This window comes from Nocardioides jiangsuensis (assembly GCF_019679455.1).
In the GTDB taxonomy this organism is placed as follows: domain Bacteria; phylum Actinomycetota; class Actinomycetes; order Propionibacteriales; family Nocardioidaceae; genus Nocardioides_C; species Nocardioides_C jiangsuensis.
In genome coordinates this window covers 281,964-296,245 of the sequence record NZ_JAIEZQ010000003.1, presented here as the reverse complement: position 1 = coordinate 296,245, position 14,282 = coordinate 281,964, and the positions used below count along the sequence as shown (strand labels likewise).

General features: G+C 72.4%; 16 protein-coding genes and 1 tRNA gene. 13 read left to right on the top strand and 4 right to left on the bottom strand.

Annotated features, from left to right (window positions below; all coding sequences use genetic code 11):
• Entirely contained in the window at positions 1-432 is a 432-nt protein-coding gene (locus K1X13_RS17270; RefSeq protein WP_221026383.1) for a PDGLE domain-containing protein, read from the bottom strand.
• Positions 429-1,124, bottom strand: coding sequence for an energy-coupling factor ABC transporter permease (locus K1X13_RS17265; protein WP_221026382.1), 696 nt, complete (start codon positions 1,122-1,124; stop codon positions 429-431). Before K1X13_RS17265 ends, K1X13_RS17270 begins: the two co-directional genes overlap by 4 nt.
• 149 nt (positions 1,125-1,273) lie before the next feature.
• Here K1X13_RS17265 and bcp point away from each other — a divergent pair, with 149 nt between their 5' ends.
• The 4 genes from bcp (at position 1,274) to K1X13_RS17240 (ending at position 3,950) form a co-directional block, all read left to right on the top strand.
• Entirely contained in the window at positions 1,274-1,750 is a 477-nt protein-coding gene (gene bcp, locus K1X13_RS17260; protein ID WP_221026381.1) for a thioredoxin-dependent thiol peroxidase, read from the top strand.
• A gap of 40 nt (positions 1,751-1,790) precedes the next feature.
• Positions 1,791-1,867, top strand: a tRNA-Leu gene (locus K1X13_RS17255).
• 665 nt (positions 1,868-2,532) lie between these two features.
• Positions 2,533-2,925, top strand: a complete 393-nt coding sequence (locus K1X13_RS17245; protein ID WP_221026380.1) for a GNAT family N-acetyltransferase — start codon at positions 2,533-2,535, stop codon at positions 2,923-2,925.
• A 101-nt stretch (positions 2,926-3,026) separates the two neighbouring features.
• Complete coding sequence (locus K1X13_RS17240) at positions 3,027-3,950, top strand: NADP-dependent oxidoreductase (protein WP_221026379.1); 924 nt, start codon at positions 3,027-3,029, stop codon at positions 3,948-3,950.
• 76 nt (positions 3,951-4,026) lie between these two features.
• Here the strand turns inward: K1X13_RS17240 and rdgB are convergent, their stop codons facing one another.
• Together rdgB and rph are read right to left on the bottom strand one after the other, a co-directional pair.
• Positions 4,027-4,647, bottom strand: coding sequence for an RdgB/HAM1 family non-canonical purine NTP pyrophosphatase (gene rdgB, locus K1X13_RS17235; protein WP_221026378.1), 621 nt, complete (start codon positions 4,645-4,647; stop codon positions 4,027-4,029).
• Complete coding sequence (gene rph, locus K1X13_RS17230; RefSeq protein WP_221026377.1) at positions 4,644-5,363, bottom strand: ribonuclease PH; 720 nt, start codon at positions 5,361-5,363, stop codon at positions 4,644-4,646. The genes rdgB and rph overlap by 4 nt, the downstream gene beginning before the upstream one ends.
• Before the next feature lie 179 nt (positions 5,364-5,542).
• On the opposite strand from rph, the gene K1X13_RS17225 reads away from it, so the two are divergent.
• The 9 genes from K1X13_RS17225 to K1X13_RS17185 all read left to right on the top strand — a co-directional run bounded on the left by K1X13_RS17225 (position 5,543) and on the right by K1X13_RS17185 (position 14,278).
• Positions 5,543-6,247: an RNA polymerase sigma factor gene (locus tag K1X13_RS17225; protein ID WP_308249614.1), complete on the top strand. Its 705-nt coding sequence runs from the start codon at positions 5,543-5,545 to the stop codon at positions 6,245-6,247.
• Complete coding sequence (locus K1X13_RS17220; protein ID WP_221026376.1) at positions 6,244-6,489, top strand: anti-sigma factor family protein; 246 nt, start codon at positions 6,244-6,246, stop codon at positions 6,487-6,489. The genes K1X13_RS17225 and K1X13_RS17220 overlap by 4 nt, the downstream gene beginning before the upstream one ends.
• Entirely contained in the window at positions 6,486-7,151 is a 666-nt protein-coding gene (locus K1X13_RS17215) for a hypothetical protein (protein ID WP_221026375.1), read from the top strand. The genes K1X13_RS17220 and K1X13_RS17215 overlap by 4 nt, the downstream gene beginning before the upstream one ends.
• An 80-nt stretch (positions 7,152-7,231) precedes the next feature.
• Complete coding sequence (locus K1X13_RS17210) at positions 7,232-7,804, top strand: DM13 domain-containing protein (protein WP_221026374.1); 573 nt, start codon at positions 7,232-7,234, stop codon at positions 7,802-7,804.
• Between the two features lie 41 nt (positions 7,805-7,845).
• On the top strand, positions 7,846-9,234 hold the full coding sequence (locus K1X13_RS17205) for a dihydrolipoyl dehydrogenase family protein (protein WP_221026373.1): 1,389 nt from the start codon (positions 7,846-7,848) through the stop codon (positions 9,232-9,234).
• A gap of 11 nt (positions 9,235-9,245) precedes the next feature.
• Entirely contained in the window at positions 9,246-10,526 is a 1,281-nt protein-coding gene (locus tag K1X13_RS17200; RefSeq protein ID WP_221026372.1) for a cation:proton antiporter, read from the top strand.
• On the top strand, positions 10,523-11,515 hold the full coding sequence (locus tag K1X13_RS17195) for an SMP-30/gluconolactonase/LRE family protein (protein WP_221026371.1): 993 nt from the start codon (positions 10,523-10,525) through the stop codon (positions 11,513-11,515). Before K1X13_RS17200 ends, K1X13_RS17195 begins: the two co-directional genes overlap by 4 nt.
• 11 nt (positions 11,516-11,526) lie before the next feature.
• Entirely contained in the window at positions 11,527-12,708 is a 1,182-nt protein-coding gene (locus K1X13_RS17190; RefSeq protein ID WP_221026370.1) for a heme-binding protein, read from the top strand.
• Position 12,709: 1 nt separating this feature from the next.
• Entirely contained in the window at positions 12,710-14,278 is a 1,569-nt protein-coding gene (locus K1X13_RS17185; protein ID WP_221026369.1) for an SMP-30/gluconolactonase/LRE family protein, read from the top strand.
• Positions 14,279-14,282 lie beyond the last annotated feature (4 nt).

The window sequence follows — 14,282 nt, the reverse complement described above, 5'->3', positions numbered from 1 at the left end:
TCAGCGCCGCCCGTCGAGCGGGCCACGCTCGGCGTCGGCGTGGCGGGACCCTTCGGGATCGGTGGCGCGGCCGTTGTCCGGGACGGTGGCCGGGTCCGGCGACGGGCCGGCCGACGGCTCGCCGGTGCGGCTGCCCCGGCGCCGTACGAGGTGGACCAGGCCCAGCGACAGCGCGAGGACCGCGGCGGCTCCGACGACCCCGGCGAGGCCTCCGGCGGCGCGGTCGTCCTCGACACCCTTGACGCGGTAGTCCGCGAGCGGCCCGTCGGCGGTGGCGGACTCTTCGGCGGTGTCCGCGAAGCCGGCCTGCTCCGCGACGTGCTCCAGGCCGTCGGGATGGCTCGAGGCGTAGTAGCTGACCACGCCGGCCAGGAGCATCGCGACCGCGAGCCCGACCACGAGGAACGTCCGGGTGCGCACCGTTCGGCTCATGCGGAGGCCCCCGCGTCGCTCCGGATCTCCAGGGTGCGCACCGCGAGCGCCGGGCGGGCGCCGTACACGAGGTCGGGGCGTACGGCGACCACGCTGCCGACCACGAGGCCGGTGATGACCGCCTCGCCGACGCCGATCAGCGTGTGCCAGCCGAGCATCGCGGCGGCGAGCGTGTCGAGCGGGATCGGGGCGGTGCCGCCGACGGCGTACAGACCGGTGAACGCGAGCGCGGCAGCCGGCACCGAGACGAACGCACCCGCCGCGGCGAGCACCGGCACGAGGCCGACCCGCTTGGGCAGGACGCGCTGGAGCCCGCGGAACACCAGCCAGCCGACGACGAGGCCGACCAGGCTCATCAGCGTGATGTTCGTGCCGAGCGCGGTGATCCCGCCGTCGGCGAGCAGGAGTGCCTGGACCAGCAGCACGACGCTGACGCTGAGGATCCCCGTCCACGGCCCGACCAGCACGGCGGCGAGCGCCCCACCGAGCAGGTGTCCGCTGGTCCCGAGGCCGACCGGGAAGTTGAGCATCTGGGTGGCGAACACGAAGGTGGCCACGAGCCCGGCCATCGGCGCGGTGCGGTCGTCGAGCTCGGCGCGCGCCTTGCGCAGCGCGAGGCCCACCCCGGCGGCGGCGACGACCCCGGTCGCGACCGACGTCGGCGCGTCCAGGAATCCGTCGGGAACGTGCATGCTCGGGTCCTCCGTGAGCGCTGGGGCTCGGTCACTAGGTTGGTGCCACGGCGGCGGCCGGCACGGGGCACCGTGATGGCCGCTCCAGACGACTGTACGTTATTGCGAACCGTTCGCAATAAGCCGCTATTCCCGACCGAGGAGCACCCATGAGCGAGAAGCGCCTCTCACCCGGTGACGACGCCCCGGACTTCACCCTGACCGCCGATGACGGCTCCACCGTGACCCTGTCGGAGCTTCGCGGCCGCAAGGTGATCGTCTACTTCTACCCGGCCGCGATGACCCCCGGCTGCACCAAGCAGGCCTGCGACTTCACCGATTCGCTCGACTCGCTGCGCGCCGCCGGCTACGAGGTGCTCGGCATCTCGCCCGACAAGCCCGAGAAGCTCGCGAAGTTCCGCGAGCGCGACGCGCTCACGATCACCCTCCTCTCCGACCCGGACCGCTCGGTGATGACGTCGTACGGCGCGTTCGGCGAGAAGAAGCTCTACGGGAAGGTCGTCGAGGGCGTGATCCGCTCCACGGTCGTCGTCGACGAGGCCGGCAAGGTCGAGGTGGCGCAGTACAACGTCAAGGCCACCGGCCACGTCGCCAAGCTGCGGCGCGACCTCGGGCTCGCGGTCTGACGGGGCTGTCGGCAGGCGTGCCGCCTAGACTGTGGCTCGCGCGCCCGTAGCCCAACGGCAGGAGGCAATCGGTTTAGGTCCGATCCAGTGCGAGTTCGAATCTCGCCGGGCGCACCACGTTCCTGGTCACGGTTCGGGGCTCTCGAGGCGTGGCCCCCAGGTCTGGGGCCGGCCGCTCCCACCCCCTCGGTAGCGGCGCCGTCGGTGGCGGCCGACGAAGGGTCCCGGCGCAGGTTCCGGCCCGCGTACGTCGGCGTCTGCGCGTGACAGTTCGGGCAGAGGAAGCGGAGGTTGTCCGGCCGGCAGTCGAGGTAGTCGCCGTCGACGTGGTCCACGTGCAGGGTCAACGGCCTGCCCTGCCACTCGCCGCGGTTGTCGCACTCGACGCAGACGTAGGGGCGACCTGTGCGCAGCAGCGCCACTCTCAGCCGCTTCCCACTGAGCCGCGGGGAGCCCGGCGGCAGCTGCCTCAGCCACTCCCCGGGAGCCCGGCGCGGCGGGAAGGTCCGCCCGCGCGACCACGCCTGACCGGTGAAGTGGCTGGTGTCGATGCCCATGCGCTTGATGCTGCGGCTGATGTGCGCGTGTGCACCGCCGGTCTGCGCCACCCCGAGATGCCGGAGCACCCCCGCCACCGACAGCGAGCTGTCGACCGCCTCCTGCAGGATCTCCCGCGTGTACTTCCACCCCATGCCAGGACGCTAGGGAGAGGCACCGACGACGCGACGCCTCTTCAGGCGCTCCGGCCACATCTGTGGACGACCGCGTCTAGGGTCGGCGGCATGAGCTCTGTGGAGATCGTGCCCTTCGAGGCGGAGCACGCGGCCGGCGTCGCCCGGCTGTGCACGACGGTCCAGTGGCCCTCGCTCAGCGACCCGTGCACGGTCGAGCGTGTGTGCACGGCGCCCGGCTCGACGGCGTACGTCGCGATCACCGACGGCCAGGTCGTGGGCTGGGCCCAGGCCCTCGGCGACGGCGTGCTCCAGTCCCACCTGTCTTTCCTCGCCGTGCATCCCGACCACCGGCGCCGCGGCATCGCCCGGCTGCTCACCACGGCCACGTTCCAGTCCACGCACACGCTGCGGATGGACCTGATCACGGACTCCGCGGACGGGTTCTACACCTCGTTCCCGCACAAGAAGATGTCGGGCTTCCGGATCTATCCCGGGGCCTGACCGGCAAACGTGACCTTCGACGCGTCCCGGTCCAGGAACACCGTCCGCGCCTCACGCCTTGTACCCAGGAGACAGACATCCGCGTGAGGAAGGAACTCTGCATGCGTGCAGCCGTGTACGACCAGTTCGGGAACGCCGACGTCCTCGAGGTCCGCGAGGTCGACAACCCGCCCGTGGGCCCGGACACCGTCCTGGTGCGGGTGAAGGCGACCAGCGTGAACCCGGTGGACTGGAAGATTCGCGAGGGCTACCTCCAGGGCGCGTTCCCGCACCACCTGCCGATCATCCCGGGCTGGGACGTCGCGGGTGTCGTGGAAGCGGTCGGCCCGGCCGTCGTCACCGGCCTCGAGGTCGGCGACGAGGTGTACGGCTACGTCCGTCGCGACGACGTGAAGTTCGGTACGGCGGCCGAGCTCGTGCCCGCGCCGCAGCGCACCGTCACGCGCAAGCCGAAGAGCCTGTCCTTCGACGAGGCCGCCGCGATCCCGCTGGCCGGGATGACCGCCTACCAGGCGCTCGTGGAGGCACTTCAGGTCAAGGCCGGTGAGCGGGTCCTCGTGCACGCCGCCGCCGGCGGGGTGGGCCACTTCGCGGTGCAGATCGCGGCCGCCCTCGGCGCCGAGGTGATCGGCACCGCTAGCCCCAAGAACCACGACCACCTGCGCAGCCTCGGGGCCACCACGGTCCTCGACTACAAGGCGGGACCGGTCAGCGAGCAGCTCGACGCCCCGGTGGACGCCGTGCTCGACCTGATCGGCGGCGACGCCCTCGCCGACGCACCCGAGCAGGTCAAGGACGTGCGGCGGATCGCCTCGGTGATCGAGGCCGACACGGTGATCGAGCTCGGCGGGACCTACGTGTTCGTCCGTCCCGAGCGCGAGCACCTCGACGCGCTGGCCGAGCTCGTGGACGCCGGGAAGCTCCGCGTCGACGTCGCCGACACCTACCCGCTGGAGAAGATCGCCGACGCGCACCAGGCCAACGAGAGCGGCCACACGCGCGGCAAGATCGTCGTCACCATCTGAGGCACCGACGACCCATGTCGTCCCGGACCGGCGAGCGCCCCGGTCCGGACGCCGGGTCCGGACGCCCGGTCTCAGCTCACAGGCCGACGAGCACGTCGGCCACGACGGGCGCGATCTCGCGCAGCGCCTTGCCGCGGTGCGAGATCGCGTCCTTCTCGTCCGGAGGCAGCTCCGCCGACGTCTTGTCATGTCCGTCGGCAACGAAGAGCACGTCGTAGCCGAAGCCCCCGTCGCCCCGCATCTCCCGGATCACGTGGCCGGGCATCTCCCCGTGCACCACGTGCTCGGTGACCCCGCCGGCGCCCACCGGGTAGGCGAACGCCACCGCGCAGCGGAACCGCGCCGTACGGCGCTCGTCCGGCACGTCCTCGAGCTGGGCGAGCAGCAGCTCGTTGTTCGCCCGGTCGTCCTTCGCGGTCCCCGACCAGCGCGCTGAGAGCACGCCCGGCATGCCGTTGAGCGCGTCGACGCACAGGCCGCTGTCGTCGGCGAGCGACGGGAGCCCGGTGGCCTCCACCGCCACGCGGGCCTTGATCAGCGCGTTGCCCTCGAAGGTCGGCTCGGTCTCCGCGGGCTCGTCGTAGTGCGCGACGTCGTCGAGGCCGAGCACCTCGATGTCCGGCACGTAGACCGCGAGGATGCGCTGCATCTCCGCGAGCTTCTTGGCGTTGCGCGAGGCGAGGAAGACCTGGGTCATCCCCGCAGCGCCTCCTGCTGGATCCGGGTGAGGTCCGCGCAGCCCTTCTCCGCGAGCGACAGCAGCGCGTCGAGGAGCTTGCGGTCGAACGGCTCGCCCTCCGCGGTGCCCTGCACCTCGACGAAGTTCCCGTCGCCGGTCATCACCACGTTCATGTCGGTCTGCGCGCGGACGTCCTCCTCGTAGGGCAGGTCGAGCCGCGGTTCGCCGTCGATCACGCCGACGGAAACCGCCGCCACGGACCCGGTCAGCGGGTCCCCCTTGAGCGCGCCGCGCTCCCCCAGCGACGCGCACGCGTCGGCGAGGGCGACGTACGCCCCGGTGATCGCCGCGGTGCGGGTGCCGCCGTCGGCCTGGAGCACGTCGCAGTCGAGCACGATCGTGTTCTCGCCCAGCGCCTTGTAGTCGATGATTGCGCGCAGCGACCGGCCGACCAGCCGGGAGATCTCGTGGGTACGGCCGCCGATCCGGCCCTTCACCGACTCCCGGTCCGACCGGGTGTGCGTGGACGAGGGTAGCATCGCGTACTCCGCGGTGACCCAGCCGAGGCCGGAGTCCTTGCGCCAGCGGGGAACGCCGGTGGAGGCGGACGCCGCGCACAGCACCCGGGTCTTGCCGAACTCCACCAGCACCGACCCCGCGGCGTGGTCGAGCCAGTTGCGGGTGATCTTGATGGGTCGAAGTTCGTCGTTCTCGCGTCCGTCTGCTCGGGTCATGCCACCGACCCTACCCAGCAGGGCCGAGGCCCTCGGCACCCGTCGGGCACCGGGCCAGCCCCGGGAGACCGGCCGTCTGGACCGATCGGACCGGATGGGGACAGCTGGTCTGACCCGTCCTACCCAGGTTGAGGGCTAGTGCCTTGACAGTCGCTTCCGGCGGAGCGTTCGGTGGTCGGGTGAGCGGGACGGAGGACGGCAGCGGGTCGCGGGTGCCCGGGTGGATTCCCGTTCCTCGTACCCCCGGGGACGAGGCGCCGGCGGACGACGGGCTGGCCCGGCTGCGACGTGGGGACCAGGCCGCCTTCGCGGAGCTGGTCCGTCGGCTCCACCCGACGATGGTGCGGGTGGCGGGCGGCTACGTGTCGTCGCGCGCGGTCGCCGAGGAGGTCGCACAGGACACCTGGGTCGCTGTCATCGAGCAGCTCGACCGGTTCGAGGGCCGCTCCTCGCTCAAGACGTGGATCTTCCGGATCCTGACGAACCAGGCCAAGACGCGCGGTGTGCGCGAACGGCGTACGACTCCGTTCTCGTCCCTGGTGACCGACCGGGAGGCGGAGCCGGCGTTCCCGCCCGACACGTTCTTCGACGAGAGCCACCGATGGTCGGGCCACTGGGCCCAGCCGGTGCCGGCCTGGGAGCTGCCCGAGGACCATCTCCTCTCCGACGAGCTCGGTCACGTCATCCAGCGCGCGGTCGACACCCTGCCTCCGGCGCAGCGGCTCGTCGTCGCACTCCGGGACGGTCAGGACCTGTCGGCCGGCGAGGTTTGTGCCATGCTCGAGCTGAGCGAGGCCAACCAGCGGGTCCTGCTCCACCGGGGGCGCGCGAAGGTGCGCGCCGCGGTCTCCGAGTACGTCGAACGGCTGGGGGCGAAGGTGTGATCCCCGACGAGGTGCAGTGCCGTGAGGTAGTGAACGTGCTGACCGACTACCTCGATGGGGCGCTCCCGGCCGAGCAGCGGGCAGCCCTGGAGCAGCACCTGCTGACCTGTGAGGGCTGCACGAACTACGTCGACCAGATGCGTACGTCGATCGGGCTCACCGGCCGGCTGCAGGAGGAGGACGTACCCCAGGCGGTCATGGACAAGGTCCTCCAGATGTTCCAGGACAGGTTGCCCTCATGACCTGGTACAAGTTCCTCGCCCGCGGGGCGCTCGGCCCCTTCAGCGGCTACACGTGGCCCGCGCCCGACGGCCTCGGGCACCCCGGGGAATGGCTGGCCGCTACGCGGCTCGAGCCCTGTCGCAGTGGCTTGCACCTGCTCCGGCCCGAGGACCTGCCGTACTGGTTGTGCGAGGAGCTCTACACCGTCGAGGTGGAGGGCGAGGTGGTCCCACACGGGAGCTTCGTCCTGGCCCGTCGGGCCCGGCTGGTCGACCGGGTGGGGGCCTGGCGTCAGGACGCGGCGGTCGCCTTCTGCGAGGACTGCACCGTGCGCGTCCGCGATCTCGCCGTCGAGGCGCTCCGGGCCGAAGATCGCCTCGCCGACGCCGGGCGGCTGGCCGCCTGCGGCACGACCGAGGAGATCCAGGCCGTCGCCGAACGGATCGCGGAGGACACCGACGAGGTGGTGAGCCCCCTCATGGGCTACGCGCTCGACGCGGCGAAGTTCACCGACTCCGCGCGCTCCTCCGAGCGCTGGGCGGCGGGCACCGCGACGACCGCCTTCGTGACCGCCAAGGCGGCCGCCGTCGCCGCTGACGGGTCCGCCGGCCACGACGCCACCGCGGCAGAACGCCGACGTCAGGGTGAGTGGCTCGCCTCCCACCTGCTCGTCGCCCACTGAGGTCCGGGCGACCGGCTTCGGGGGCGGACCGGTGGTCCAACCGCTGTAACGCCTGACGTCCCCGACAGGACAGCACCCCCATGACCGACACCCAGAACAGGGTCGGGAGCACCGGCAGAGCCGGCGTCCCGGTCCCCCGGCGTCGCCTGCTCCGTCCGGTGCTGGTGGTACCCGCCGTCGTGGTCGGCCTCGTGCTGGCCGGGATCGGGGCCTACCTGCTCCAGCCGTGGAAGCTGTTCGTCGACGACGTGGTCGACGATCCGTTCCCGGGTGCGTCCGCCGCCGGCGGCACCGCGCCCGCCGTGGTCGCGTCGGGCCGCTTCGTCAGCCACGAGCACGACACGACGGGGAGGGTCCGCGTCCTGCGGTTCCCCGGCGGCGAGCGGATCCTGCGCATCGACGACCTCGAGACCTCGAACGGTCCCGCGCTGCGGGTCTGGATCACCGACGCCGAGGTCGAGACCGGCTCCTCGGGCTGGTTCGTCTTCGACGACGGCAGGTACGTCGATCTCGGCGCGCTGCGCGGCAACGTCGGCGACCAGAACTACCCCCTGCCCGCCGACGTGGACCTCGACGAGCTCACCAGCGTGTCGATCTGGTGCGAGCGGTTCAGCGTCTCCTTCGGCGCCGCAGAGCTCGAACCGGGCCGTTGAGGCCCGCCCCTTCACCTCACACAGCTGCCAGGGAGGCAGAGATGGACCAATTCGACGTCATCGTCGTGGGCGGTGGCCCCGCCGGGGAGAACGTCGCCGGCAGGTGCGCCGACGGCGGCCTCCGGGTCGCGCTCGTCGAGCACGAGCTCGTGGGCGGCGAGTGCTCGTTCTGGGGGTGCGTCCCCAGCAAGACCCTCATCAGGCCGGGCGACGCGATCGCGGCCGCGCGCCGCGTCCCGGGCGCCTCTGCTGCCGTGACCGGCCGGCTCGACGCCTCGGCGGCGCTGGCCTGGCGCGACGAGATGACCAGTGGCTGGGACGACAGCGGAGCCCTCCCCTGGCTCGACGAGAAGGGCATCACCCTGGTCCGCGGACGCGGGCGGCTCGCTTCCGAGCGGGAGGTGGAGGTCGAGACCGCCGACGGCGACCGACGCCTGCGCGCATCCCGCGCGGTCGTCCTGGCCGTGGGCACCCGACCGTTCCTGCCGCCCATCGAAGGTCTGAGGGACCTCCCGCCCTGGGACAACCGGTCCGCAACCTCGGCGAAGGAGATCCCCCGCCGCCTGCTCGTCCTCGGCGGCGGCGCCGTGGGCGTGGAGATGGCACAGGCGTTCAGGCGGCTCGGCAGCGACGAGGTGACCATCCTCGAGGGGCAGGACCGTCTCCTGGCCCGCGAGGAGCCCTTCGTCGGCGACGAGGTGCGCACCGGCCTCGAGGCCGACGGGATCACCGTCGTGACGGGCGCACGGATGACCAAGGTGGTTCGGCGCGGTGTCGACGGCCCGGTCGTCGCCACTCTCGAGGACGGCCGCACGCTGGAGGGCGACGAGCTCCTGGCGGCCGTCGGACGGCGTCCCGCCACCGACGACCTCGGGCTCGACGCGGTCGGCCTCACGCCCGGCCGGTACGTCGACGTCGACGACAGCCTGCGCTCGACCGCCGTTTCCGGGGACTGGCTCTACGCCGTCGGCGACTGCAACGGCCGGGCCCTCCTCACCCACATGGGCAAGTACCAGGCCCGCATCGCCGCCGACGTCATCCTCGGCAAGGAGATCTCCGAGCAAGCCAGCACGAACGCGGTCCCGCGCGTCACCTTCACCGACCCGCAGGTCTCCGCGGTGGGGCTCACCGAGGCCGAGGCCCGCGACCGCGGCATCGCCGTGCGGACCGCGACCTACGACCTGGGGGCGGTCGCGGGCTCCTACGTCCAGGGGCACGACATCCACGGCACCGCCAAGATCGTCGTCGACGAGCCCCGCGGCGTCATCGTCGGCGCCACATTCACCGGCCCCGACGTGCAGGAGCTGCTCCACTCCGCGACGGTCGCGGTCGTCGGGCAGGTCCCCCTCACCACCCTCTGGCACGCGGTGCCCTCGTTCCCCACGGTGAGCGAGGTCTGGCTGCGGCTGCTCGAGGCCTACGGAATCTGAGGAGTGCAGCCATGCCCGATGTGTCGTTCAACAACCTGCTCGCGGTCGCGGCGATCGCCGTGCTCGCGCCACTGCTGCTGGGCTTCGCCCCACGGCTGCGGGTCCCGGCGATCGTGCTCGAGATCGTCGCCGGCGTGATCGTCGGCCCCTCCGTGCTCGGGTGGGTCGAGGTCGACCTGCCCGTGTCGATCCTGGCGATCCTCGGCCTCGCGTTCGTGCTGTTCCTGGCCGGGCTCGAGATCGACGTACACCGGTTGCGGGGTGGGCTGCTGACCGCGGCGCTGCTCGGCTTCGCGGTGACCGTCGTCCTCGCACTCGGAGCGGCGGCCGGGTTCGCCGCGGGCGGCTGGGTGACCAGCCCGCTCATCGTCGCCACCGCCCTCTGCGCGACGGGGCTCGGCCTCGTCGTCCCGGTCCTCAAGGACGCCGGCCAGGTCGACACCGAGGTCGGGCAGACCACGATCGCCGGTTCCTCGGTCGCCGACTTCGGCGCCGTGCTGCTGCTGTCGTTCCTCTTCTCGATGTCCGCCGGGGGCACCGGCTCGCGCGTGGTCCTCGCCCTCGCGTTCGCCGTCCTGGTCGTGCTGACCGTGGTGCTCGCCATGCGGGCCGGGATGTCGATGCGGCTCGGCGACGTGATCTTCCGTCTGCAGGACACGACCGCGGAGATCCGGGTGCGCCTTGCCGTGCTCCTGCTGGTCGCGTTTGTCGTCCTCGCCGAGGTGTTCGGGCTGGAGAGCATCCTGGGCGCCTTCGTCGCCGGGGCAGTGATCGGGGCCATCGACAAGGACTCGAGCGGCCACCCGCACCTGCGCACGAAGCTGGAGGCGATCGGCTACGGCTTCCTCGTCCCCGTCTTCTTCGTGACCAGCGGGCTGCGCCTGGACCTGTCCGGCCTGCTCGAAGACCCCTCGGCCCTGGCCCGGGTGCCGCTGTTCCTCCTGGCGCTCCTCCTCGTCCGCGGGGTCCCGGCCGCCCTGTACGTGCCCATGCTCGGGCGGCGCGCCTCGGTCGCGGCTGCGCTCCTGCAGGCCACCTCCCTGCCGTTCATCGTCGCGGCGACCCAGATCGGGGTGGAGCTCGGCGAGCTCAGCGCGGTGAACGCCGCTGCCCTGGTCTGCGCCGGTCTGCTGTCGGTGCTGGTCTTCCCGCCCGCGGCGCTGGTGCTCCTGCGCGGCGGGAAGGGGCCGCCGGACACGACGGGCGGGCCCGACGCCGGGGGCGGGACGACCGACGAGACCGCATCGGGGGCCGCGAAGAGCGCCGACACGTCGAAGGAGGCCGCGCAATGACCGGCACCAGCCTCTCCCGCACCGACGCCTCGCCGTTCACCGTCCACGACCCCGCCTTCCTGGACGTGCTCGGCGAGAGCCCCCGGCTGGTGCACGTCGTCGCGGTCGACGCGCACGAGGGGCCGGTCTACGTCCCGGACGAGGACGCGTTGTACTTCACGACGCTGCCCCGTCCCGGGCTGGCGCCGGCACTCTCGCCGCAGGTCGCGATCAAGCGCCTGGCGCTCGACGGCGGCTCGTTCCCGGTGGGGACCGACGCGATCTCGACGCTGCTGGCCGAGGCCAACGCTGCGAACGGCATGACGCTCGACCGGGACGGAAGGCTCGTGGTGTGCGAGCAGGGCTCGCGCGTCGAGCACGCCCGCATCAGCCGGGTCGACCGGATCTCCGGCGAGACCGCGACCGTCGTCGACGACTGGCGCGGGCTCCGCCTGAACTCCCCCAACGACGTGGTCGTCGCCCGCGACGGTGCGGTCTGGTTCACGGACCCGTCGTACGGCCACCTCCAGGGGTTCCGTCCCGAGCCGCTCGTCGGCGACCTCGTCTACCGCCACGACCCGGCGACGCGCTCGACCTCGGTCGTCGCCGACTCGTTCGTGAAGCCCAACGGCCTGGCGTTCTCCCCCGACGAGAGCGTCCTGTACGTCACCGACAGCGGCGCGAACCAGGAGCCCGGCAGCTACCACGTGGGGCTCCCCCACCACATCGTCGCCTTCGACGTACTCGACGGACGGCACCTCTCGGCACCGCGACTCTTCGCGGTGACCACCCCCGGCTTCCCCGACGGCATCAAGGTCGACGTCCGGGGCCGGGTCTACGCCTCGTCCTTCAGCGGCGTCCAGGTCTTCGACCCCTCGGGTGACCTGATCGGCGAGATCGGCGTCCCGGGCTCCGTGAACTTCTGCTTCGGGGGACCCGGACACAACGTCCTGTTCATCACCACCGACACCGACATCTGGGCCGCGGTGCTCGCGACCCGAGGAACGTGAGGAGAACCGTCATGAGCGCAACACACAACCGCCGGATCCTCGACGCCGCAGGCGCAACCGCCGTGGCCGAGGCCGCCGAGCAGTACGCCCGGGGCCACGGGCACCGGGTCGCCATCGCCGTGGTCGACCCGTGGGGTCACCTGCTCCACCTGCGCCGCACCGAAGGCGCCCAGATCGCCAGCGACCAGGTCGCCCTCGACAAGGCCCGCACCGCCGCGATCTTCGTGCGGCCCAGCCGGGAGATCGAGGACCAGGTCACCGGCGGCCGGCTCGGTGCGCTCGCGCTGCACGGCGCCGCCGCCCTGACCGGTGGCATCCCGATCCGGGTCGACGGCGAGGTCGTCGGCGCGATCGGCACGAGCGGGGAGACCCCCGACGAGGACGAGGCCTGCTCGATCGCCGGGACCGAGACCGCGTTCAGCACCGTCGAGGTCCCCGCGCTCTCCTACGCCGTCGCCCGCAAGGCCGCGGCCGCCGCCGGCGCCGTCGCCACCGCCCGGGGCGTCGCCCCCGTGGTCGCGATCGTCGACGCCGGCGGCGAGCCGGTGTTCCTGTGGCGCCCTGTCGACGCCCAGGTGGCCAGCGTCGGGGTGTCCATGGACAAGGCCCGCACGGCGGCGATGTTCCGCCGGCCCAGCCGCGACTTCGAGCAACAGGCTGCCGGTGGCCGTCCCTCCGCGCTCCACCTCGCCGGCGCCGTGCCGCTGCAGGGCGGCATGCCGATCAGCCAGGACGGCCACGTGATCGGGGCGGTCGGCGTCAGTGGCGCCTCCTCGGCCGACGAGGACCAGGAGCTCGCCGAGATCGCCACCGCCGCCGCGGCAGCGGCCGACGCGCGGCACTTCCCCAGCGACGAGGTGCACCGGCAGTTCGCGACCGGCGGCCTCCTGCTCGACAACCCGGCCTACAAGGTCGACGCCGGTCGCCGCAGCGGCCCCGGCGAGGTGGAGTTCCACGAGGGCGTCACCGACGTCGTGCACGTCGTGGAGGGCAGGGCCACCGTCGTCACCGGCGGCGAGATGCACGACGTCCGCGAGGTCGCCCCCGGCGAGCTGCGGGCGGCATCGACCGATGGCGGGACGGCCCACGAGATCTCGCCGGGCGACGTGCTCGTCGTGCCCTCCGGCGTACCCCACCAGTTCGTCGACGTCTCCGACCCGTTCCTCTACCTCGTGGCGAAGGTGGAGGCCTGAGATGACCGCGACAGCCGAGCTCCTGCCCGGGCCGCCTCAGATCCTGCCCGGCCGTCCCGACGCGGTGGTCGATCTGCAGACCGACGAGGGCGTTGCCCTGGTCGGAGCGCAGTGGCGCTACCACGATGCCGAGGTCCGCGAGGTCGACTTCGTCGGCGTCGGCGACGACCTCGGGCCGAGCGGGGCACCCAACCGCACCTATGACGTGACTCCGCACGCCGAGGGGGTCGACGTCGACGACTCCGGCTGGCAGGCGCTGGCACCGGCGGACACCCGGCGGCGCCTGTCCACCGGCAAGGTCTGCTTCGGCTGGTACCGGACCACGGTCACCGTCCCCGAACGGGTCGGCGACCTCGACCCGACCGGGGCCACGGTGGTCTTCGAGGTCGTCGTCGACGACTACGCCGAGGTCTGGGTCGACGGGAAGCTGCCGATCGCCCTGGGCGCGAGCGGCGGACCGGTCGTGGCCGGCTTCAACGCACCGAACCGGGTGGTCCTCACCCGCGACGCGCGCCCCGGTCAGCAGTTCCAGGTCGCGGTGTTCGGCATCAACGGGCCGATCTCCCTCGCACCCGCCAACTACATCTGGTTCCGCACGGCCACGCTCGACTTCTACCGGCCGGACCACGCCGCGAGCGGCGCGCCGGTGGAGTACGACGTCGAGCGGGTCGACCCGCGGCTCGACGAGCTCATCGCCCCCGGCACGCCGCTGGAGCAGGTGGCGACCGGGTTCTCGTTCACCGAGGGGCCGGTGTGGAGCGCCGAGGGGGCGCTGCTGTTCAGCGACCCGAACGCCAACACGGTCTACCGGTGGCACGAGCCCGGCGCGGTCACCGTCTTCCGCGCCAAGAGCGGCTACTCCGGCACCGACATCGGCCACTACCACCAGCCCGGGTCGAACGGCCTGACCTTCGACCCGCAAGGACGGCTGACCTTGTGCCAGCACGGGAACCGGCAGGTCATCCGCGTGGAGCGTCGCGGCAACACCACCGTCCTCGCCGACCGGTTCCACGGTCGCCGGCTGAACAGCCCCAACGACCTCGTGTACGCCGCGGACGGGACCCTGTTCTTCACCGACCCACCCTTCGGCCTCCCCGACGGCCCCGACGACCCGAAGCGGGAGCTCGACTTCAGCGGGGTCTTCCGGGTCCGCGACGGGTCGGTCAGCCTGGTCACGGACACGCTTGCGGGGCCGAACGGGATCGCGCTCTCGCCGGACGAGCGGTTCCTCTACGTCGGCGACTGGGACCCCGACCACAAGGTCGTCATGCGCTACGAGCTCGACGACTCCCTCTCGGTGATCGCCGCCGACGTCCTGGTCGACCTGACCGACGCCCCCGGCGAGGACGCGATCGACGGGCTCAAGGTCGACGAGGCCGGGAACCTCTACGTCTGCGGACCCGGCGGCATCTGGGTCCTCTCCCCCGGCGGCGAGCACCTCGGCTCGCTCCACCTCCCCGAGGCGCCGCACAACCTCGCCTGGGGCGGTGAGGACGCGCGCGACCTCTACGTCACGGCGATGACCAGCGTCTACCGCATCCGCACAGGCGTCCCCGGCATCCGCCCCTGACCGA